Annotated in this window: 18 protein-coding genes and 1 tRNA gene; 7 read left to right on the plus strand and 12 right to left on the minus strand. The window is 74.2% G+C overall.

What is annotated here, in order from left to right:
• Positions 1-85: 85 nt before the first annotated feature.
• The gene (gene folP, locus TEK04_RS20710; protein ID WP_336406269.1) at positions 86-946 is read right to left on the minus strand and encodes a dihydropteroate synthase; all 861 of its coding nucleotides are present in this window, start codon (positions 944-946) and stop codon (positions 86-88) included.
• Positions 947-978: 32 nt separating this feature from the next.
• Here folP and glsA point away from each other — a divergent pair, with 32 nt between their 5' ends.
• Positions 979-1,926 (plus strand): glutaminase A, encoded by a 948-nt coding sequence (gene glsA, locus TEK04_RS20715; protein WP_336406270.1) that lies wholly within the window; start codon positions 979-981, stop codon positions 1,924-1,926.
• A gap of 1 nt (position 1,927) precedes the next feature.
• Here glsA and TEK04_RS20720 read toward each other — a convergent pair whose 3' ends face one another.
• Together TEK04_RS20720 and TEK04_RS20725 are read right to left on the minus strand one after the other, a co-directional pair.
• Positions 1,928-3,145 (minus strand): serine hydrolase domain-containing protein, encoded by a 1,218-nt coding sequence (locus tag TEK04_RS20720; RefSeq protein WP_336406271.1) that lies wholly within the window; start codon positions 3,143-3,145, stop codon positions 1,928-1,930.
• A gap of 137 nt (positions 3,146-3,282) precedes the next feature.
• The gene (locus TEK04_RS20725) at positions 3,283-3,570 is read right to left on the minus strand and encodes an HU family DNA-binding protein (protein ID WP_336406272.1); all 288 of its coding nucleotides are present in this window, start codon (positions 3,568-3,570) and stop codon (positions 3,283-3,285) included.
• Between the two features lie 248 nt (positions 3,571-3,818).
• Between TEK04_RS20725 and TEK04_RS20730 the strand changes: the two genes are divergently transcribed.
• Positions 3,819-4,745 (plus strand): aldo/keto reductase, encoded by a 927-nt coding sequence (locus tag TEK04_RS20730; RefSeq protein WP_336406273.1) that lies wholly within the window; start codon positions 3,819-3,821, stop codon positions 4,743-4,745.
• A 17-nt stretch (positions 4,746-4,762) separates the two neighbouring features.
• On the opposite strand, the gene TEK04_RS20735 is transcribed toward TEK04_RS20730, so the two are convergent.
• The 5 genes from TEK04_RS20735 to TEK04_RS20755 all read right to left on the minus strand — a co-directional run bounded on the left by TEK04_RS20735 (position 4,763) and on the right by TEK04_RS20755 (position 11,865).
• Complete coding sequence (locus TEK04_RS20735; RefSeq protein ID WP_336406274.1) at positions 4,763-5,827, minus strand: EAL domain-containing protein; 1,065 nt, start codon at positions 5,825-5,827, stop codon at positions 4,763-4,765.
• 61 nt (positions 5,828-5,888) lie between these two features.
• Positions 5,889-8,207, minus strand: a complete 2,319-nt coding sequence (locus tag TEK04_RS20740; protein WP_336406275.1) for a putative bifunctional diguanylate cyclase/phosphodiesterase — start codon at positions 8,205-8,207, stop codon at positions 5,889-5,891.
• Between the two features lie 94 nt (positions 8,208-8,301).
• Positions 8,302-8,994 carry a trimeric intracellular cation channel family protein gene (locus TEK04_RS20745; protein ID WP_432277362.1) on the minus strand — a complete coding sequence of 231 codons (693 nt, stop codon included), beginning with the start codon at positions 8,992-8,994 and terminating at the stop codon, positions 8,302-8,304.
• Positions 8,995-9,085: 91 nt separating this feature from the next.
• Positions 9,086-11,137: an acyl-CoA dehydrogenase family protein gene (locus TEK04_RS20750; protein WP_336406277.1), complete on the minus strand. Its 2,052-nt coding sequence runs from the start codon at positions 11,135-11,137 to the stop codon at positions 9,086-9,088.
• Positions 11,134-11,865 (minus strand): TetR family transcriptional regulator, encoded by a 732-nt coding sequence (locus tag TEK04_RS20755; RefSeq protein ID WP_336406278.1) that lies wholly within the window; start codon positions 11,863-11,865, stop codon positions 11,134-11,136. Before TEK04_RS20755 ends, TEK04_RS20750 begins: the two co-directional genes overlap by 4 nt.
• Before the next feature lie 64 nt (positions 11,866-11,929).
• On the opposite strand from TEK04_RS20755, the gene TEK04_RS20760 reads away from it, so the two are divergent.
• The 4 genes from TEK04_RS20760 (at position 11,930) to TEK04_RS20775 (ending at position 17,313) form a co-directional block, all read left to right on the plus strand.
• On the plus strand, positions 11,930-13,204 hold the full coding sequence (locus tag TEK04_RS20760) for an acetyl-CoA C-acetyltransferase (protein WP_336406279.1): 1,275 nt from the start codon (positions 11,930-11,932) through the stop codon (positions 13,202-13,204).
• A gap of 13 nt (positions 13,205-13,217) precedes the next feature.
• The gene (locus TEK04_RS20765) at positions 13,218-14,570 is read left to right on the plus strand and encodes a 3-oxoacyl-ACP reductase (RefSeq protein ID WP_336406280.1); all 1,353 of its coding nucleotides are present in this window, start codon (positions 13,218-13,220) and stop codon (positions 14,568-14,570) included.
• Complete coding sequence (locus TEK04_RS20770) at positions 14,570-15,424, plus strand: MaoC family dehydratase (protein WP_336406281.1); 855 nt, start codon at positions 14,570-14,572, stop codon at positions 15,422-15,424. The genes TEK04_RS20765 and TEK04_RS20770 overlap by 1 nt, the downstream gene beginning before the upstream one ends.
• Before the next feature lie 239 nt (positions 15,425-15,663).
• Entirely contained in the window at positions 15,664-17,313 is a 1,650-nt protein-coding gene (locus TEK04_RS20775) for an Ig-like domain-containing protein (RefSeq protein WP_336406282.1), read from the plus strand.
• A gap of 161 nt (positions 17,314-17,474) precedes the next feature.
• Here TEK04_RS20775 and TEK04_RS20780 read toward each other — a convergent pair whose 3' ends face one another.
• The gene (locus tag TEK04_RS20780; protein ID WP_336406283.1) at positions 17,475-18,605 is read right to left on the minus strand and encodes a glycosyltransferase family 4 protein; all 1,131 of its coding nucleotides are present in this window, start codon (positions 18,603-18,605) and stop codon (positions 17,475-17,477) included.
• Between the two features lie 111 nt (positions 18,606-18,716).
• On the opposite strand from TEK04_RS20780, the gene TEK04_RS20785 reads away from it, so the two are divergent.
• Positions 18,717-18,803: transfer RNA gene (locus TEK04_RS20785), tRNA-Ser, on the plus strand.
• 98 nt (positions 18,804-18,901) lie between these two features.
• Here the strand turns inward: TEK04_RS20785 and TEK04_RS20790 are convergent.
• The 3 genes from TEK04_RS20790 to mftA all read right to left on the minus strand — a co-directional run bounded on the left by TEK04_RS20790 (position 18,902) and on the right by mftA (position 21,438).
• Positions 18,902-20,497, minus strand: a complete 1,596-nt coding sequence (locus TEK04_RS20790) for a methyl-accepting chemotaxis protein (RefSeq protein WP_336406284.1) — start codon at positions 20,495-20,497, stop codon at positions 18,902-18,904.
• Between the two features lie 337 nt (positions 20,498-20,834).
• Positions 20,835-21,311: an SPASM domain-containing protein gene (locus TEK04_RS20795; RefSeq protein WP_336406285.1), complete on the minus strand. Its 477-nt coding sequence runs from the start codon at positions 21,309-21,311 to the stop codon at positions 20,835-20,837.
• Positions 21,312-21,315: 4 nt separating this feature from the next.
• Positions 21,316-21,438 carry a mycofactocin precursor MftA gene (mftA, locus tag TEK04_RS20800; protein WP_336406286.1) on the minus strand — a complete coding sequence of 41 codons (123 nt, stop codon included), beginning with the start codon at positions 21,436-21,438 and terminating at the stop codon, positions 21,316-21,318.
• Positions 21,439-21,630 lie beyond the last annotated feature (192 nt).

Here is a 21,630-nt window from a genome sequence, read left to right on the forward strand (position 1 = left end):
GCTCGGCGACGGCACCGAGGGCCACCCGGGCGGGGGGGGGGCGGGGGGTGGCCCGGGTGATGGGCGGCGTGGTGCGGGGGCTTTGTCAGGCGAGGCCGCGGACCGTGCGCAGCGGGGGGCGGTCGCCCCGGATGCTCGCCACCATGTCCAAGGTCTGCCGGGTGGCGGCGACGTCGTGGGCGCGGAAGACCCGGGCGCCCAGCCACGCCGCGACCGACGTCGCCGCCAGCGTGCCGGTGAGCCGCTCCTCCAGCGGGACGCCGAGGGTCTCCCCCACGAAGTCCTTGTTCGACAGGGCCATGAGCACCGGCCAGCCGGTGGCCACCAGCTCGCCGGTGCGCCGGGTGGCCTCGAGCGAGTGGTGGGTGTTCTTCCCGAAGTCGTGGCCGGGGTCGACCAGGACCCGCTCGCGGTCGACGCCGGCGGCCACCGCCCGTTCGGCCAGCGCGGTGGTGCGGGCGACGACGTCGGCCACCACGTCGGGGTAGGAGATGCGGTGCGGCCGGGTGCGCGGGGGCAGCCCGCCGGCGTGGGTGCACACGAGGCCGGCCCCGGCCGCGGCGGCCACCCCGGCCAGCTCGGGGTCCACCCCGCCCCACGCGTCGTTGACGACGTCTGCCCCGGCGGCCAGCGCCTCGCGGGCGACCTCGGCCCGCCAGGTGTCGATCGAGATGGGCAGGGTGGGGTGGGCGGCGCGGATCGCGGCGACCAGGTCGACCGTGCGGCGCATCTCCTCCTGCGGGGTGACCTCGTCGCCGGGGGCGGCCTTCACCCCGCCGACGTCGACCATGTCGGCGCCCTCGGCGACCACCCGGTCGACCCGCTCGACCGCCGCCTGCAACTCGTAGGTGGCGCCGCGGTCGAAGAAGGAGTCCGGCGTGCGGTTGACGATGGCCATCACCACGAACGCGCCGTCGGGGACGTCGAGGGCACCGATGCGCAGCACGGCGACACTCAACCAGCCCGCGGCGTCGGCCCGTGACAGCCTCAGGTGTGCCCCCGCGCCCCGACGAGCTCCCCGACGACCTGACCGACGCCCTGGAGCGGGTGGCGGCCGAGGTGCGACCGCTGGCCGAGGACGACGAGGTCGACGAGCCCGGGATCGGTCCGGAGCGCCTCGCCCTGGCCCTCTGCGAGCTCGACGGCACCGAGCACGTGGCCGGGGAAGCCGACGTCGGTTTCCCCGTGCAGAGCGTGGTGAAGGTCTTCTCGCTGACCGCCGCGCTGCGCCTGGTGGGGGAGGAGGTGTTCGAGCGGGTCGGCCGTGAGCCCTCGGGTGACCCCTTCGACTCCCTGGTGCAGCTCGAGCGCGAGCACGGCGTCCCGCGCAACCCGTTCATCAACGCCGGCGCGGTCGTCGTCTGCGACGTGCTCGTCGGCGCCACCGGGTCGCCGTCGGCCGCGGTGGCCGAGGTGACCGACCTGCTCGCAGACCTCGTGGGGGAGCCGCTCGAGCCGGACCCCGCCGTGCTCGCGGAGGAGCGGGAGGGGGCTGACCTGAACACCGCCATGGGCTGGCTGATGCGCGCGTCCGGCAACGTCGTGCACCCCGTGGACGACGTGGTGGACGCCTACGCCCAGCTGTGCGCGCTGCAGGTGACGACTCGCCAGTTGGCCCGCGCGGCCCGGTTCCTGGCGGCCGACGGGGTCGACCCCCGCACCGGGCGGCGGGTGCTGACCGAGCCGCTGGCGCGCCGGGTCAACGCCGTGATGCTGACCTGCGGTACCTACGACGCGGCCGGCCAGTTCGCCTACGACGTCGGGTTCCCGTGCAAGAGCGGGGTCGCCGGCGCGGTGATGGGCGACGTGCCGAACCGGTTCGGGGTGTGCGCATGGTCGCCCCCGCTCGATGCGGCGGGCAACTCCCGCGCGGGCCGCGCTGCGTTGCACCTGCTCAGCGAGCGGTTGGGGCTGTCGCTGCTGTGAGCTACAGCAGGGCCTGGTGCACCAGCGAGCGCAGGTAGCCGCGGATCGGCAACGTGCTGGAGGGCAGCAGCTGCGTGTAGAAGGTGACGGTCAGGTCCTCCACCGGGTCGACGTAGAAGGCGGTGGACGCCGCGCCGCCCCACGAGTAGTCACCCACCGAGGCGACCGTGCCGTAGCGGGCCGGGTCGAGCACCATCGAGAAGCCCAGCCCGAAGCCCACCCCGCGCAGCGGCGTCTCGGCGAACAGCGGCCGGCCGTAGGTCTCGAGGTCGGCACCGCCCGGGATGTGGTTGCGCACCATGTGGGCCACCGTGCGCGGGCCCAGCACCCGGCCGCCGTCGGGCGTGGCACCGCCGGCCCGCAGCATCTCGACGAACCGCAGGTAGTCACCGGCGGTGGAGACCAGCCCCCCGCCACCGGACAGGAAGGCCGGCTTCTGCTGGGCGGCCTTCTCGAAGGCGGCGAGCGGGGTGAGCCCCGGCCCGTAGAGGCGGGCCAGCAGCGCGGGGTCGTCGTCGGGGCGCAGGCCGAAGGAGGTCTCGGTCATGCCGAGGGGGCCGAGGACCCGCTCGGCGAACACCTCGTCGAGCGGCTTGCCGGCGACCACCTCGACCAGCCGGCCCAGGACGTCGGTGGAGACGCCGTAGTTCCACTCGCTGCCGGGCTGGAACACCAGGGGCAGCGCGGCCCACTGCCGGCTGACCGCCGCGGAGTCGGCGCCGGGCGGGGTGCCCCATTCGTGGCCCGCGGCCCGGTAGGCGGCGTCGACCGGGTGCACGTGGTGGAAGCCGTAGGTCAGGCCCGAGGTGTGGGTGAGCAGGTGCCAGATGCGGATGGGCTCGGTGGCCGGCACCGTGACCGGCTTGGCGGCGGGGCCGGCGACGTACACGCGCGGCTCGGCGAACTCGGGCAACCAGCGGCTGATCGGGTCGGTCAGCTCGAACGCGCCCTCCTCGTACAGGCTCATGGCGGCCACCGAGGTGACCGGCTTGGTCATCGAGAAGATGCGCCAGATGGTGTCGGGCGTGACCGGCAGGCCCGCCTCGACGTCGCGGTACCCGTGGCTGCCCACGTGCACGAGGTCGCCGTGCCGGGCGACGGTGACCAGGAACCCGGGCAGCTGCCCCTCGTCGACCCAGCGGGCCAGCCGGGCATCGAGCCGGGCCAGGCGGGTCGCGTCGAGTCCTGCGGCGGCGGGGTCGGTCTCCACGGTGAGCACACCCGCATCCTGCCCCGCGCGTCCGACACCGGTGGAACTCCCCCCACGGAAGTCCGTCCCCCTCCACCAGATCTCGCGGAGGGGGACGGAGTTCGATCAGGGGACCTGATCAACGCTGCGCATCGGCGGCGCGGGGGTCACTGCACCGGGACGGCGGCGGCGGCCTTCTTGAGGTTGGAGCCGGCGGTGAGCTTCGCGGTGTTCGCGGCGGCGATCTCGATGCTCTCGCCGGTCTGCGGGTTGCGGCCCGTGCGGGCCGAGCGGGTGCTGCGCTCGAGGGTCAGCAGCCCGGAGATGGCGATCTTGTCGCCACGGGTCAGGGCGTCGACGAACTCGTCGCCCAGGGCGGCGATGACGGAGTCGACGGTGCTGGCGGGCACGTCGGCGCGCTTGGCGACGGCGGCGACCAGTTCAGCCTTGTTCACAGCGGTTCCTCTCGGTGGTCTGTGCGGCCCGCCGGGGCGGCGGGCCTCCCCGGATCGGGGCATCCGCGCCGGGGTCGACCCCGTCGCGGGCGGTCTGGCCGACGGGGTCGCCGGCCAGGGACGACCGGCACGTTGCCATGCCGGGAGCGGGATTGGCCAGTCGCGTCCCCGGATTGACAGGCATTTCTGGCCACACCGGACCCATCGGCCCCTCTGCGGCACCCCTCCGCCGTCCCTATGGTTGGTCCATGCCACTGCTCCCCGGGACCGACCTGACCGTCAGCGACCTCTGCTTCGGCGGCAACGTGTTCGGGTGGACCGCCGACGAGGCCACCTCCCACGCGCTGCTCGACCGGTTCGTCGACGCGGTGCCCAGCACGCAGTCACCGTTCGTGGACACCGCCGAGATGTACGGCAACGGGCTGTCCGAGCAGATCATCGGCCGGTGGCTGGCCGAGCACGGCCGCGACCGCCTCGTGGTGGCCACCAAGGCCTCGCCGGGGGAGAAGGAGCACCCGCTCAGCGCGCCCGAGATCCGGGCCGCGGCCGAGCGCTCGCTGCGCAACCTGCAGACCGACCACATCGACCTCTACTACGCCCACTACGACGACGAGGGCACGCCGCTGGAGGAGACGCTCACCGCCTTCGACGAGCTGGTGCAGGCCGGCAAGGTGCGGTACGTCGCGGCGTCGAACTACTCGGCGAGCCGGCTGGCCGAGGCCCTGGACGTCCAGCGCGAGCACGGGCTGGCGCCCTACGTGGCGCTGCAGCCGCACTACAACCTCATGGAGCGCGCGGTCTACGAGGACGAGCTGCGTGCCGTCGTCGCCGACCGCGGGCTGGGCGCGCTGCCCTACTTCTCCCTCGCGAAGGGCTTCCTGACCGGCAAGTACCGGGCCGGGGAGACCATCGACTCGCCGCGGGCCCAGGGCGCCTCCGCCTACGTCGGCGAGCGCGGTGACCGGGTGCTGGCCGCCCTGGCCGAGGTCGCCGACGCGCACGGCACCACCGGTGCCGCGGTGGCTCTGCGCTGGCTGGCCGACCGGCCCACCGTCACGGCCCCCATCGCCAGCGGCCGCTCGGTCGAGCAGCTGGCCGACCTGCTGCCGGTGCTCGACCTCCGGCTCGCCGACGACGAGCGCTCAGCCCTGGACGCCGCCTCCGCAGAGGGCTGACCCCGGCCGGGGTCCGGTCACGCCGGCACCACCGCGCCCGCCAGGTCCTCCACGCGCACCAGCCCGACGACGCGGCCGCCGTCGACCACCGGCACCGGGTCGAAGCGCAACGCCGGCCGGCGCGCCAGCGCGCGGTGCAGCGCCTCGGCGACCGGGGTGTCGGGGCCCAGCACCAGGGGGACGGGGGCCTCGAACCAGGCGCCCGTCCGGTTGTCCACCAGCGACAGCGAGCCCGGCCGGCCGTCGTCGTCGAGCACCAGCACCGGCGGGGTCAGCTGGCGGTCGTCCCGGCCGGGTGACCAGGTGCGCACCGGGCGCAGCAGCCCGGCCACGGTGCGGTCCAGGTCGGCGCTGCGGGTCCGGGCCTGCAGCGCCCGGACGACGCGGGGCGCGGCCGGGCCGTACCCCGCGCCGGGGTGGCCGACCAGCCAGCCCCGGGCGGCGTGCACGCCCAGCTCGAGCAGTCCGGTCAGCTCGGCGTCGGTCTCGACGCCGTCGGCGAGCACGGTCGCCCCGGCCCGCTCGGCGTGGGCCAGGACGCCGGCGGCCACGGCGGTGCGCCGCGGGTCACCGGCCAGGCCGGCCACCAGTGGCGCCGGCAGGACGAGGACGTCGACCGGCAGCTGCGGTACGCGGTGCACCAGCGTCGCCGGTGCGCCGATGGCCGCGCCGCGCCCGCGCAGGACGGCGCACCGGCGCAGCAGCGTGGCGTCGTCGTCCACCGTGCTGTCGGCCAGCTCGAGGACGACGCCCTCGAGCGGGACGTCGAGGGCCGCGTGGACGACGGGGGCCCCGAGCAGCCAGGGGTCCACCGGGACGTGCACCCGGCCCGTGGCGGGGCGCGTGGCCAGGGCGTTCTGCAGGAGCAGCGCCTGCACGGGTGCGGCCAGGCCGGCGTCGTGCGCGGCGGCGAACCAGACGTCGGGCGTGGCGGTGCCGGGGAAGCGGGCCGCGGCCGCCCACCCGCTGACCTCGCCCACGACCAGGTCGAGCACGGGTGAGTGCACGACGGCGAGGTCGTCGGCGTCGGCCAGCAGGGGGCGGCAGTCGGCGCGGCGGGTGGGCTCGAACAGGTCGGTCACACCGGAGGGATCGGTGCGTCGTCGGGGGCGCTTGACCCGGTCGTCCCCCTCCGGGGGGAGGTCAGGCCGGGACGGGCACGCCGGCCAGCAGGTCGGGCACCAGCGCCGGGTCGACGGGGCGGCCGAGCAGGAACCCCTGGGCCTGGCGGCAGCCCAGCGCACGCAGCAGGGTCAGCTGGGCCGGTCGCTCGACGCCCTCGGCGACCACCGGCAGGCCGATCTCCTCGGCCAGCCGCAGCACCGCGTGCAGGAACGTGGCCTGGCGCGGGTCGGTGTCGACCGCGGCGAGGAACGAGCGGTCGATCTTGACCGAGTCCAGCGGCATCGAGGTGAGCTGGGCGAGGGAGGAGTAGCCGACGCCGAAGTCGTCGAGGGACACGCCGACGCCGAGCCGGCGGAGCTCGACGACCGTGCGGCGGGCCGCGCCGAGGTCGGCGAATATCCCCGACTCGGTGATCTCCAGCACCAGGCTGCCCGGCCGCAGCTGGTAGCGGTCGACGAGGCCGGCGACGGTGGCCACGAACCCCGGGGCGACCAGCTGGCTGGGGGCCACGTTGACGTGCACGGCCAGCGGGTGGGGGTGGCGCAGGACCCAGCCGGAGAGCCGGCTGCAGGCGGACTCGAGCAGGTCGGTCGCGAGGGCGCTCATCAGGCCGGTGCGCTCGGCCAGCGGGATGAACACGTCGGGGGGCACGTCCTGGCCCTGGTGGCGCCAGCGGGCCAGGGCCTCCAGGCCGACCACCCGGCCGCCGTCGAGCTCGACGACGGGCTGGTAGGCCAGCCGCACCTCGCGGTCGTCGATGGCCGCGCGCAGGGCGTGGCGCAGTTCCTCGTCCTGCAGCTCGGCCAGGCTCATGCCCACCGACCAGGCGACGATGCGGTCCTTCCCCGAGCGCTTGGCGGCGTACATGGCGGTGTCGGAGCGGGCCAGCAGCTCGTCGGCGGCCAGCGGGGCGTCCTCGGCCGACAGCGCGCAGATGCCGACGCTGGCGTGCACCTCGACCAGGTCGCCGCCGAGCACGAAGGCCGGCCCCAGGGCGTCGGCGACCTTGGCCGCGATCGGCACCGGGTCGCCGCCGTCCTCCAGCAGGACGGCGAACTCGTCCCCGCCGAGGCGGGCCACGGTGTCGCCGGTGCGCACGGCACCGGTGAGCCGCTCGGCCACCCGCACCAGCAGCTCGTCGCCGACGGCGTGCCCGAGGGTGTCGTTGACCAGTTTGAAGTCGTCGAGGTCGAGGAAGACGACGGCCACCGGGCGCAGGTCGCGGGCGTGCAGGGCGAGGGCGTGGCCCAGCCGGTCCAGGAAGAGGGCGCGGTTGGCCAGGCCGGTCAGGCCGTCGTGGAAGGCCTGGTGGCGCAGCTGGGCCTCGCGCGCGGCCAGCTCGGTGGCCAACCGGGCGTTGTCCCGCAGTGCGGTGTACTGCCGGGTGAGCAGCAGCGCGATCACCACACCGGCGGTGAGCAGCTCCCACCGGTTGAGCGTGCGGCCGGCGACGACCAGCCCGGTGGTGACGGCCAGGGCGACGGCGACGGGCACGTAGGGCAGGAAGTCGGCCCGGGAGGACCGCCCTGTGCCCTGCCCGCCGACGACCGGGGCGTCCGGGGCGGGCACGCGCAGCGCGGCGAGCGCGATGCACCCGAACCCGGCGACCCAGCCGAGGTCGAGGAGGTCACCGGCGTAGGCGTCGGCCGCCGCCACGTAGGCGAACGCGCTGTCGGCGACGCTGAACGCGACCACCCCCAGCACCACCAGCGCGATCGGCACCCGGTCGCCGGTGGCCCGGGCGAGGGTCAGCACGCCCAGCACGACCAGCAGGACGTCGAGCACCGGGTAGGCCACCAGCAGCGCCCCGGCCAGCCGGTCGTCGCCGGTGTTGCCGGCCACCACCGCGCCGAGCGTGGTCTCCCAGCTGACCAGGCCGACGGCGGCCGAGGTCATCGCGGCGTCGAGGGCCCGCCGCACACGGCCGACCGAGCCGTCGGCGGTGGGCTGGAGCAGCAGGGCGCACCCCGCGAGCACGGGGAAGAGCACGAAGCCGACGTCGGCGATCGAGGGGAACGGTGCGTCGCCGCCCCGCACCACCTGCACCCAGCACCACCAGGCCTGACCCGCCGTCCAGGCACCCGTGCCGCCCGCGAGGCTGGCCCAGGACAGCCGGGTGCGGCCCGTCGTCGACCGGGCGCGGTGGCCGGCGAGCACGGTGGCGGTCAGACCGGCTGCGGCCTGGACCAGGTTGGAGACGTAGCGGTCGAACACCGGCGCGGGGACGAGCTGGTCGGCCAGCGCGTAGCCGGCGAGCACGGCGAGGAGCGCGGCCAGGGCGAGCCGGGGTGGTCCGGCCGCGCGCGCGCCGCGCTCCGTGAGGTCTCCCCGTTCCATGAGGTCTCCCCGGGCAGCGCCGGCTGGGCTGCCGGCGGGGACATCCTCCCGGGGGCGGCACCCGTCGTCATCCCCCCGGAGGGTGACGATGTGGTCACACCGAGTCGTCGGGAGAGCGGCCGCGCCGCTGCGACCACCGGTTCCGTGCCCGCAGCGGCAGGTCGATGGCCACCGGCGCCGACCAGCCGCGCAGCACCGAGAGCAGCCGCAGCCCCGACGTGAACGTGATGACGACCGCGGCGACCGGGAGCACGGGCAGCTCGGCGGGCCCGGCGAGCACGGCCAGCAGCGAGGCGCCGATGAGCGCGGCGACCGCGTTGTAGGGGCCTGGTTGCACGATGTCGGCCCGCTGGGCGAGCAGCACGTCGCGGATGACCGCCCCGCCGACGGCGGTGGCGACCCCGATGAGGACGACGCTGGCCACGGGCAGCCCGGCGAGCTGGGCCTTCTGCGCGCCGATGACGGTGAAGAAGCCCAGGGTGAGCGCGTCGAGCCCGATGAGCAGGCCGGTGGCCCGGGACAGCCAGCCGGCGAAGAAGAACGTCACCATCGCGGTGAGGGCCACGGTGGGCAGGTACGCGGGGTTGGTCAGCGCCACGACCGGGACGCCGAGCAGGACGTCGCGGATCAACCCCCCGCCCAGCCCGCCCGAGATCGCCAGCAGCAGCACGCCGGAGACGGCGAAGCCCTCACGGGCGGCCAGCAGGCCACCCGTGAGGGCGCCGACGACGACCGCCGCCAGGTCGACGGCGACCGGGATCCGCAGGACGTCGACGGCGGCGCTCACCCGCGTCATCTTCCTGGCCACCCCGGCATGGGAGCCCATGCCCCTGCCGCCGGGGCTCGTCCCCGGGTGCATGGGCTCCCATGCCGGGGTGCTACTGGGCGGGGGCCATCTCCAGGTCGACGGCGGTGGCGTCGGGGGTGTCGACGGCCGAGCCCTCCCCGTGGGCGGCGCGCACCCGGGCGTCCTCGGCGGCCATGGCCTCCTGGCGGGGGCCCTCCTCCGAGAGGATGCGGGCCTGCACCCAGGCGTCGGGGATGGCGAAGCCGTCGACCAGCGTGGACATGAACGGCCGCAGCTCCTTGAGCAGGGCGTTCACGGTGCTGGTGACCGCCTTGGACCGGGCCGGGGTGAGCCGGCCGTGCTCGAGGAACCAGCCGCGGTCGGCCTCGATGGTGGTGAGCGCGTACAGGTCGCACACCTTGGCCAGCAACGCCTTGGCCGCGGGGTCGGTGGTGCGGTCCACCGCGGCCACGAAGGCCTCGAGGACCACGCGGTCGATGTGGGTGCTCGCCGTCCGCAGCACGTGGTCCTGCACGTCGTTGAAGACGTCGAAGAGCCGGTTGGACTTGTCCGAGGCGCCCTTGCGCAGCCGGTTGGCCGCGCCCTCCAGGGTGTGCTTCTCGCGGTCCTCGAACATCCTCAGCTGCCAGCCGCGGTCGAGCAGGGAGACCTCCTCGTCGCGGCCCGGGACGGCGTCCACGAGCCGCGCGATGAGCCCGCGGGCGGCGGTGCGCTCGAGCACCGTCTCCTTGACCAGGTCGGCGACGAACTGGGCCTTGCCCCAGCTGTCCAGCGACCCGAAGGAGTCCTGGTAGCCGGTCAGCAGACCCTTGGCGACCAGCTGCAGCAGCACGGTGTTGTCGCCCTCGAAGGTGGTGAAGACGTCGGTGTCGGCCTTGAGCGCCGGCAACCGGTTCTCCGCGAGGTACCCCTGGCCACCGCAGGCCTCGCGGCACATCTGGATGGTGGCGGTGGCGTGCCAGGTGTTGGCGGCCTTGAGCCCGGCCGCGCGCGACTCGAGCTCGCGCTGGGCGGCCTCGTCGACGTCCGCCGCGCCCTGGACGTCGTGCATCGTGGAGGTGAGCTCCTCCTGGGCGAAGTGCAGCGCGTAGCTCTTCGCCAGCGCGGGCAGCAGCTTGCGCTGGTGCACCAGGTAGTCGTTGACGACGATCTCGCGGTCCTCGCCCGGGGCGGCGAACTGGCGGCGCTGGTCGCCGTAGCGGGTGGCGATCTGCAGGGCCAGCTTGGTGGCCGACCCGGCCGAGCCACCGACGCTGACCCGCCCCCGCACCAGGGTGCCGAGCATGGTGAAGAAGCGCCGGGTCTCGTTCTCGATGGAGGAGGTGTAGGTGCCGTCCTCGGCGACCTGGCCGTAGCGGTCGAGCAGCATGTCGCGCGGCACGCTGACGTGGTCGAAGCTCAGCCGGCCGTTGTCCACGCCGTTCAGGCCGGCCTTCGGGCCGTCGTCGCCGACGGTGACCCCGGGCAGCGGGTTGCCGGCCTCGTCGCGGATCGGCACCAGCCAGGCATGCACGCCGTGCCGCTGTCCCTGGGTGACCAGCTGGGCGAAGACGACCGCCATCCGACCGTCCTTGGCGGCGTTGCCGATGTAGTCCTTGCGGGCGGCCTCGTGCGGGGTGTGCAGCTTGAAGGTCTGCGTGGCCGGGTCGTAGGTGCACGTGGTGCGCAGTTGCTGGACGTCGGAGCCGTGGCCGGTCTCGGTCATCGCGAAGCAGCCGAGCAGGTCGGCGTCGATGATCTGCTGCAGGTAGGCCTCGTGGTGCCGCTCGGTGCCCAGCAGCTGGACGGCGCCGCCGAACAGGCCCCACTGCACGCCCGCCTTGACCATGAGCGAGAGGTCGCCGTAGGCCAGCATCTCGATCGAGGTGACCGAGGCGCCGGCGTCGTCCTCGCCGCCGTAGGCCTGCGGGAAGCCCAGCCGGGTGCGGCCGGTCGCGGCAAGGTCCTTGAGCAGGCCGGTGATGCGCTCGCGGGCCTCGGCGCCGGTCTCGCCGTACACGGGGGCGTACTTCTGCTCCCCCAGCTGGTCGCGGGCGTCGCGCCGGACGTGGGCCCAGCGGCCGTCGAGCACCTCGGTGAGGCGGGCCGGGTCGACCGGGGACAGGGGCTGGGTGCTGGTCATCGGGTTCCCTCCGTGGTGGCGCGCTGGGTGGTGGCGCGCTGGGTGGTGGCGCGCTGGGTGGTGGTGCGGGGCGGGACGACGCCGGACAGGCCTGCCCAGGCGAGGTCGGTGAGGTGGGTGGTGAGCTCGGCGCGGGGCACCGGGTCGACCGAGCCCAGCCACCGGTCGCCGGCGGCGCGGACCAGGCCGACCAGGCCGTGGCCCCAGGGCTCGGCGGCCGCGACCGGTCGACCCGCCTGCTCGAGGGCCAGGGCCACCAGGGCGGTGGCCTGCTCGCCGACGAGCTCGGAGAGGCCGGCGATGGGGTCGGCCGTGGGGTCGCGGTCGACGGGGGCGTGCACGACGAACCGGTAGAGCTCGGGGTCGGCCTCGATGAAGGCCAGGTAGGTGTCGATGGCCGCGGCCACCATCTGCCGCGGGCGGTCGGTGCGGGTCATCGCCTCGCGCAGGGCGCCGAGCAGCTGCTCGGCCACCCGGGCGCAGACCGCGAGGTGCAGCTCGCCGCGGTCGGCGAAGTGCCGGTAGACGACGGTCTTGCTGGTGCCCGCGGCGGCGGCGATGTGCTCCATGCCGACGCCGGGGCCGTGCTCGCCCACCGCCGCAACCGTGGCCGAGACGAGCTGCTCGCGACGGGCGCGGCGGTGCTCGTCCCACCTGGAGTCGCGCCGGTCGCGCCGGCGCGGGACGGTGCTCGCTGGAGTGGGCGGGGTCACCGCCTCCGACTTCATGTGACCGACGGTACCTGATACCGTCGGTACCGACAACGCCACCCCGTACGCCTCGGAGGCCCCCATGACCCGCAAGGCAGCGATCGTCGGCGGGAACCGCATCCCGTTCGCCCGGTCGAACAAGAAGTACGCCCGCGCAAGCAACCAGGACATGCTCACCGCCACCATCGACGGCCTCGTGGCGCGCCACGGCCTGGCGGGGGAACAGGTCGGCGAGGTCGTGGCCGGCGCCGTCCTCAAGCACGCCCGCGACTTCAACCTCACCCGCGAGGCGGTGCTGGGCTCGCAGCTGTCGCCGGCCACCCCGGCCTACGACGTGCAGCAGGCCTGCGGCACCGGCCTGGAGGCCGCCGTCCTGGTGGCCAACAAGATCGCGCTCGGTCAGATCGAGTCCGGCATCGCCGGCGGCACCGACACGACGTCCGACGCGCCGCTGGCGGTCAACGACGACCTCCGCAAGGTGCTCATCGCGGCCAACAACGCGAAGACCCTGCCCGACCGGCTCAAGCTGCTGGGCCGCATCCGCCCCGGCCAGCTGGTGCCCGACCAGCCGCGCAACGTCGAGCCGCGCACCGGGCTGTCGATGGGTGACCACGCCGCGATCACCGCGAAGGAGTGGGAGGTCAGCCGCGAGGCGCAGGACGAGCTGGCCGTCGCCAGCCACCACAACCTGGCCGCCGCCTACGACCGGGGTTTCTTCGACGACCTGGTCACCCCGTTCCTGGGCCTGACCCGCGACGACAACCTGCGCCCGGACTCCTCGCTGGAGAAGCTGGCCACGCTCAAGCCGGTGTTCGGCAAGGGTGAGGGGGCCACGATGACCGCGGCGAACTCCACCCCGCTCACCGATGGCGCCTCCGCCGTGCTGCTGGGCAGCGACGAGTGGGCCGCGGAGCACGACCTGCCGGTGTGGGCGCACCTGCTCGACGCGCAGACCGCCGCCGTGGACTACGTGCACGGGGGAGAGGGCCTGCTCATGGCGCCGGCGTACGCGATGCCGGTGATGCTGGCCCGCAACGGCCTCACGCTGCAGGACTTCGACCTCTACGAGATCCACGAGGCCTTCGCCTCGACCGTGCTCTCGACCATGAAGGCATGGGAGGATCCGGGCTTCTGCAAGGAGAAGCTGGGTCTGGACGCACCCCTGGGGTCCATCGACCGGTCGAAGCTCAACGTCAACGGCTCCTCGCTGGCCGCGGGCCACCCGTTCGCCGCGACCGGCGGCCGCATCGTGGCCTCGCTGGCCAAGGCGCTGCACGAGGCCGGCCCCGGCAAGCGCGGCCTCATCTCCATCTGCGCGGCCGGCGGCCAGGGCGTCGTCGCCATCCTCGAGAGCTGAGAAGGGCACCCCCATGAGCGACTGGTACCGCGACTTCGCCAACTCCGGCATCGGCAGCACGATCACCAAGCAGCTGGGCCTGCCCCGGCCGGTGCGGCTGCGCCGCTACACCCCCGGGCAGCCGCTGCTCGACGGCCCGGCCCTCGTCGGGTCCGCCGGTGACGGCCGGCTGCGCGCCGAGGTGGAGTCGGTGCTGAAGGAGGACGGCGTCACCGTGCTGTCCCCGGTCACCGCCGACGGGGAGAAGGGGCCGAAGGTGGCCGCCGTCGTCCTCGACGCCACCGGCGTGACCACCCCGGCCGACCTGGCCGCGGCACACGACTTCCTCGCCCCGGCCGTGAAGCGGCTGGGCACCAACGGCCGGGTCGTCGTCCTGGGCGAGGTGCCCGGGGACGCGCCGTCCCCCGCGCTGGCCGCGGCCCGGCAGGCCCTCGACGGCCTCGTGCGCTCGCTGGCCAAGGAGCTGCGGGCCGGTTCCACCGCCAACCTCGTGTACGTCCCCACCGGCGCCGAGGCGTCGGTGCCCGGGCCGCTGCGGTTCTTCCTCTCCGGTCGGTCGGCCTACGTCGACGGCCAGACCGTCACGCTGTCCGCCGCCGACGTGCCCGCAGGCGACGGCGGGGCCACCCCGCTGGCCGGCAAGGTCGCCGTGGTCACCGGGGCGGCCCGGGGCATCGGTGCCTCGATCGCCGAGGTGCTGGGTCGGGACGGCGCGCACGTGGTCGCCGTCGACGTCCCGGCCGCCGGGCAGGCCCTGGCCGAGGTGGCCAACCGCATCGGCGGGACGGCGCTTCAGCTGGACATCACCGCCCCCGACGCCGCGCAGCGGCTCGTCGACCACGTCGTGCAGCGGCACGGCGGTGTGGACGTCGTCGTGCACAACGCCGGCATCACCCGGGACAAGCTGCTGGTCAACATGGACGCCGCGCGCTGGAACTCGGTGCTCGCGGTCAACCTGCAGGCCCAGCTCGACATGACCCAGGCCCTGCTCGATGCTCCCGGCGCGTTGAGGGACGGCGCGCGAGTGGTGGCGGTGAGCTCGCAGTCGGGCATCGCCGGCAACCGCGGGCAGACGAACTACTCGGCGTCCAAGGCCGGCGTCATCGGCATGGTGCGGTCGTGGGCGCCGGAGTTCGCCTCGCGCGGGGCGACCATCAACGCGGTCGCGCCCGGGTTCATCGTCACCGAGATGACCGCGAAGATGCCCTTCGGCACCCGCGAGGTCGGCGCCCGGCTCAACTCGCTGCAGCAGGGCGGGCTCCCCGTGGACGTCGCCGAGGCCATCGCCTGGCTGGCGCAGCCCGCGAGCGCGGGGGTCAACGGCCAGGTGCTGCGGGTGTGCGGCCAGAACCTGCTGGGGGCGTGATGGCGGCACCCGTGGTCCTGGACGGCCCGCCGTCGATGGGCACGCTGTTCGCGAAGGCCGCGCTCACCGCGCGCGGCCGGGGCGGGGAGCTGCCCGGCACCCACCTGAGCCGAGTCGCCGTCGTCGTCGACCCGGTCCAGGTGGCCGACTACGCCGAGGTGTGCCGGTTCCGGTTCGGCGACACCCTGCCACCGACCTTCCCGCACGTGCTCACCTTCCCGCTGCAGGTCGCGCTCATGGCCGACCGGTCGTTCCCGCTGGCCCTCCCCGGGCTGGTGCACGTGCGCAACCGGGTCGACGTCGTCCGGCCGGTGTCGATCTCGGAGAAGCTCGACCTCGAGGTCTGGGCCGACCGGTTCGCCCCGCACCGCAGCGGCGCGACCGTCGACCTGGTCGCCTCGGTGCGCTCGCGCGGCGACGAGGTGTGGCGCGGCCGGTCGACCTACCTGGCGCGGGGTTCGAAGGCGCCAGCCGCGTCCGTGCCCGACGACCCGGACCTGGAGATCGGGGACGTCGCGCAGGCCGCGGTCTGGCGGGTGCCCGACGACGCCGGACGCCGGTACGCGGGCGTCTCCGGTGACGTCAACCCGATCCACCTGTCCGGGCTGACCGCGAAGGCCTTCGGGTTCAAGCGGGCGATCGCGCACGGCATGTGGGTCAAGGCGCGGGGCCTGGCGGCGTTGTCGGGCCGACTGCCGGAGTCGTTCTCGGTGGACGTCGCGTTCCGCAAGCCGCTGTTCCTGCCCTCGACGGTCACCCTGGCGACGGGGCAGCGGGATGGCGGCTGGGACCTCGCCGTCCGCGGCGCGAAGTCCGGGCAGGACCACGTGCTGGGCACGGTGCGGCCGCGCTAGCTCCTCGCCCGCCCAGCGCTGATCAGGGGGGTGCGCGGACGTCCGTCCTCCTCCACCAGAGCTGCTGGCGGAGGGCGGATTCCCGTGCAGGAAGATGCTCCTGGTAATACGAGTCGAAATGTGTCGGTATGAGTCGACTCGACGGTTCACAGTGCGCTGACAGGCGGCCGATGAGGGCAGTGCGCGGGACATCCGCGCGCGTGCCCGGCGCTCCGGGCATTCACGGGGGAGCCCCGAAGATGCGCTTCACGTCTCCGTCCCGTCGTGCGCTCGGCGTCGTCGCCGCGAGCACGATCGGGATGTCCACCGCCGTCCTCGGTGTCACCGGCGTGGCTTCGGCCGCGCCGATCATCACCAGCACGTCTCAGCTGGCCGCCAACACCGAGGACGGCGACACGGGCCTGACCGTGCCTGCCGGTTACTGCACCGCGTCCGTCCAGATCGACGGTGCGTCCGGTGGTCGCAGTGGCTCCACCGGCGGGCCCCTCGGCAAGGGCATCTTGTTCACCGTGGCCCTCGACGGCCCCACCACCTTCGCCTTCGCGCGGGGTGGGGCGGGCGGCGACGACGCCGACGGCACCGAGAACGGCACGGCCGGCACCAACTCCGGTGCCGCGTCGCTGAACGGCACGGACGGCGCGCCCGGTGGCGGTGGCGCGGCCGGCTCCGCCCTCCTCGTCGGCGGCGCGGTGGTCGCCTCGGCCAAGGGTGGCGACGGCGCGGGCACCGAGGGCGGGGTCGGCGGCGGCGCCACCGGGGTCTCCACTGACCTGGTGCTGCCCTACGGCGCCCCGCAGATCGACGCCTCGGGCTTCGCCGGTGGCTACGTCGGCGTGATCGCCCGCGGGTGCGAGGCCCCCGACGCGCCGTCCCTCGCCGACCTCCAGCCGCGCGACGGCGGAGCGGTCGTGTTCTTCAACGAGCCGGGCGAGCCCGACGCCTTCACCGCCGACGCGACCGGCTACCAGTACCGCGTCGGCACCGGTTCCTGGGTCTCGCTGACCGCGGAGGACCTCGAGCGCGGCTGGTTCGAGGTCGGGGGCCTGACCAACGGCACCGAGTACTCGATCACCATGCAGTCGCTCTCGGAGGCCAACGGCCCGAGCGAGGCGTCCGACGCCGGGACGGTCACCCCCTTCGCCGTCGCCGGTGCTCCCGCGATCACCGCGGTCAAGACCGGACCGTCGCAGATCACCGTCAGCTGGGCCCCGTCGGCCCGGCAGGGCACCTACCCGGTCGCCGGCTACGGCGTCTACTGGGGCCAGGGCATCAAGTCCGAGAGCGACGGCCAGGGCGGCAGCGGCACCGGCGGCACCGGGTGCGAGGTGGCTGCGTCGGCCACCAGCTGCACCTTCTTCGTGCCGGCCGGCGCTGACTACCAGGTCGGTGTCTACTCCTTCGACACCGAGAAGAACTTCAGCGACGCCTCGTCGAAGTCCGGCATCGTCGTCCCGGCCAGCACCGTCCCGGCGTCGGTGCCGACCCAGGACAACGGTGACGTCGTCGGCCCGGCCGGTCCGATCTCCAAGCTGACCGCGGGCCAGAAGGTCACACTGCAGGGCACGGGCTACGCCCCGAACTCGACCGTGACGCTGGTCGTCTACTCGTCCCCGGTCACCCTGGGCACCGTCGTCGCCGACAAGGACGGCAACTTCTCGGTCGAGGTCACCGTCCCGGCGAACCTGGCCAACGGCACCCACCACCTGGTCGCCACCGGCGTGGACCGGGACGGCAACGTCCGCAACCTGGTGGTCACGGTCACCGTGAGCGGTGGGGTCGCCACGCTGGCCACCACCGGCTTCGACGCCGCCCCGGTCGCGGTCGGCGGCGGGCTGGTGCTGCTGACCGGTGCCGGTCTGCTGGTCGGTGCTCGCCGCCGCGCCAGCTGACGCAGCTCTGGTCGACGGCCCCGCTCCCCATCCCGGGGGGCGGGGCCGTCGCCGTTGACCTTGCAGTTGCGCAGCGTCGACGCGCCGTCCACCGGCGTGGCGGCGTTGCCGCTCTGCACGATCAACGCGGGGCGGGGCGGGGCGGGGCGGCTCGGGGCGGGTCAGGCGGCCAGCGGGTGGACCGCCGCGCGGCCGAGCACGCGGTCGTAGTGGCCGATCAACTCGTCGCCCAGCCGGCCCCAGGTGCGGTGCGCCACCGACGCCCGGGCCCGGGTGGCCGCGGCGCGCAGGGCCAGCGGGTCGTCGCGCAGGCCGGCGGCCATCGCGGCCAGCACGTGCGGGTCGTCGCCGGCCCACAGCCAGCCGTTCTCGCCGTGCCGCACCAGGTCCAGCGGGCCGCCCGACGCGGCGACCAGCGCCGGCACCCCGGCGGCCAGCGCCTCCTGCACGGCCTGGCAGAACGTCTCGTCGGCGCCGGGGTGCACCAGGAGGTCGAACGAGGCCACCAGCGCGCCGAGCTCGGGCCCCTCGACCCGGCCGGTGAACACCGCCCGGGGCAGGGCGCGCTGCAGTGCCCGGCGCTGCGGGCCGTCGCCGACGACGACCAGCCGCACCCCGGGCAGCTCCGTCAGCGGGCCGAGCAGGTGCAGCCGCTTCTCCACCGCCAACCGGGCCACGGTGCCCACCAGCAGCTCGCCGCCGGGGGCCACCCGCGCCCGCAGCGCCGAGGAGCGGTGCACCGGGGCGAACTGCGCGAGGTCCACGCCCCGGGCCCACAGCGCGAGCGGACCGAAGCCGTGCCGGCGCAGCTGGGCCATCGTCGCCGACGAGGGCACGAGGGTGAGCGCCGTCCGGTCGTGCAGCGCGCGCAGCCAGCGCCAGGTCGTCGACGACCCGCCGGGCACCCGGTAGCGGCCGGCGTAGGCGGCCAGGTCGGTCTGGAAGACCGCGACCGTCGGGATCCCGCGCTGCTGCGCGGCCCGTGCGGCGACCGAGCCGAGGACGGCGGGGGAAGCCAGGTGGACGACGTCGGGGCGCAGCTGGTCCAGCAGCTCGCCGACCTCACCGGTGGGGGCAGCCAGCGGCAGCTCCCGGTAGCGGGGGAGGCGCACCGACCGCACTGCGTGCACCGGGACGACGGCACCGCACCGGCTCTCGTAGTCGGTGCCCGACGGGGCGACGACCACGGGGTCGTGCCCGCGCAGGGCAAGGTGGTCGGCAGCTCGCAGGACCGACGTGACGACGCCGTTGACCGCCGGGGTGAAGGTCTCCGAGACCAGGGCGACGCGCATGCCGGTCAGCAGAGCGGAGCGGGGTGACGCGATGCGGTCGTACGGCCGACGCTGCGGCGACGGTTGGGTGCCGGGTCGACCCGGCCCGCGGCGGCTAGGCTCGGTCGGCCAGGAGGGCTCGCCTAGTGGCCGATGGCGGCAGTCTTGAAAACTGCTAGGGGTTCACGCTCCTCGAGGGTTCGAATCCCTCGCCCTCCGCTCGACCAGCACCCACGTGATGGGCAGACGGGTGCATTCTCGGGGGCGTCGTGCTGACCTGGGCGTACCCGGCCGGCGGGCCGGCCGGGTACGCGCGGTCAGTAGGTGAAGGAGCCGACGGTGGTGCGCAGGTCGGCGGCCATGCGGGAGAGCTCGTCGACGGCCGTCCGGGTCTGCCCCAACGCCCGCGTCGTGGACTCGGCCGCGGTGGAGACGCCGGTGATGTTGGCGGCGATCTCCGTCGTCCCGCCCGCGGCCTCGGCCACCGACCGCGACATCTCGTTCGTGGTCGCGGTCTGCTCCTCCACGGCCGAGGCGATGGTCAGCTGGTAGTCGTTGATCTGGCCGATGACCTCACCGATCCGGCCGATGGCCTCGGTGGCACCACCGGTGTCGGCCTGGATCGCCTCCACTCGCCGCGCGATGTCCTCGGTGGCCCGGGCGGTCTCCTGCGCCAGCTCCTTGACCTCGTTGGCCACCACGGCGAAGCCCTTGCCGGCTTCACCCGCACGCGCAGCCTCGATCGTGGCGTTCAACGCCAGCAGGTTGGTCTGCTCGGCGATCGACGTGATCACCTTGACCACGTCGCCGATCTCCTTCGACGACAGACCCAGCTTCTGGATCGTCGCGTTGGTCGCCTCCGCCTCGATCACTGCGCCTGCGGCCACGCGGGCGGCCTCGTTGGCGTTCTGCGCGATCTCCCGGATGGACGCGCTCATCTCCTCCGCACCGGCCGCGACCGTGGCCACCGACCGGGACACCTCGTCCGCAGCACCGGACACCACTCCGGACTGCACGCTGGTCTCCTCCGACGACGCGGAGATCTGCGCCGCCGTCGCCGACAGCTCCTCGCTGGAGGCCGCCACCGCGTCCGCCGACGACACGACCGAGGCCATCAACGCGCGCAGGTTGCCCAATGCGGCGTCCACCGCGGCACCCATCTGCCCCACCTCGTCGGTGCTGGTCAGACCGATCTCCCGGGTCAGGTCGCCCCCGGCGAGCGCCTCTGCGACCGCACGGGTGCGGGCCAGGGGACGGGTGATCATCCTGGTGACGACGGTGACGACGAAGAGCAGAAGTGCCAGTCCTGACGCGGTCATGATCGCGATCGCGACCGTCGCCGACGTCGCGGCACTGCGGCCCGAGGCCGACGCAGCGGCCGCGGCGTCAGCCTCGGCGCTCTGCATGCCGTCCAACGCCGTGTTGATGTCCGCGAAGGCCTGCAAGGCGGGCGAGGCGCGGTAGGCCGCGACCCAGCCAGCGTTGTCCCCCGCGATGGCCAGGGGATCCAGGTCCTGCACCCTCGACTGACGGTAGGTCGCGAGGTTCCGCTCGAACTCCGACCGCTGCTCGGATGTGCTGGCAGGATCGGCCGCCAGGTACGCCGCCCACGCGTCGTCGACCTCCGCGTCGTGACCAGCCCGGTTCTTGTCGCGCACCTCAGCCGTCTTCACCTCCGGCTCCTGGGTGATGAGCATGTCGGTGTTGTCCTTGGCACTGGAGTTGAAGGCCGCGCGCACCCGTCCCAGCTCGACCGCGGCCTGCACAGTGGAGGAGTACATGGTGTCCAGACGCTGGCTCAGTGCTGCAGTGGCCTGCAGCGAGACCGCGGCGACGACGCTCACGACCAGCGCGGCCAGCACCCCGATCGCTGCGAGCTTGACGGCCAGTCGGGCATTTCGAACGAAGGACATCGCGGACCATCTCCTCGATCCGGCCGCGCCCAGCGCGCAGTCGTCGGAGAGGACTGTCGGACGAGGTCATGAGCGCTTCAGTAGAAACAAAAGAATGTCAGGTCATGGCGTTCGAGCAGTCGACTTGTAGGCACCAGCACTGCTCGCACGACAACGACCGCAGGTGTCCATACCGGCCGGTCACGACGCTGTCCAGCTGTTCGAACGACGGGGTGCACGCTGGAGCCCAGAACGGCCACGACAGTCACATGCCCTGTGAACGGGCATCGCGAGTGCGGTCCCGGTCCTGCAACGATCGTCGTGAGGTGCCGACGAGCAGGCCTGACCAGGCGTCCCGTCAGGGCATCGCCTCGGGGCATGGTGCTCCAGCCGGTGCACGGCGCAGGTCGAGCCCGGCCAGCGGCGACTCGTCGCAGATCGTGGCCGGGATGCTGGGCATGCCCAGCAGCGTGGGCTGCTCGCGCACCGGGCCGGTGAAGAACTCGGCCGCCATGCAGCCACCGCGGCAGGCGTCGAAGTGCTCGCACGTGGTGCAGGCGCCACCGGTCTGGGGGCTGCGCAGGTCGGTGAAGAAGTCCGAGGTCTGCCACACCTTCTGGAACCCGCCGGGGGAGCGCACGTCGCCGGCCAGGAGGTTCTCGTGGATGGCGAACGGGCAGGCGTGGACGTCCCCGACCGGGTCGACCAGGCACACCACGCGCCCGGCGCCGCACAGGTCCAGCCCCGGCAGGGCCTCCCCGAAGGCGGACAGGTGCAAGAACGAGTCACCGGTCAGCACGCCGTCGCCGTTGGCCAGCAGCCAGTTGTCGGCCAACGGCTCAGTACACGCCGCACATGCCGTCGATGGAGACCTCCTCCACCAGGGACTCCTCGGTGAGGACCTCCTCGGCGGGGGCGGCGGTGGCGGGGGCTGGGGTCTCGGTCTCGGTCTGCTCCGGCACGGGTGCCTCCTGGTGAGCCGGGTCCGGCTGCGGGTTCGCCGCCGGGGGTCGGTGGGGAGCGGGTGTCAGACGACGTGCTGCTGGTCGGCGGTGCCCAGCACCCGGGGCCAGCCGGTCGGGGCGACGACGTCCTCGGGCCGCAGGTCCTTGACGTCGCGGTGGCCGAGCCCGAGGACGGCGGAGTCGATGCCG

Origin of the sequence: Klenkia sesuvii, from assembly GCF_037083825.1 — a bacterium.
In the GTDB taxonomy this organism is placed as follows: domain Bacteria; phylum Actinomycetota; class Actinomycetes; order Mycobacteriales; family Geodermatophilaceae; genus Klenkia; species Klenkia sesuvii.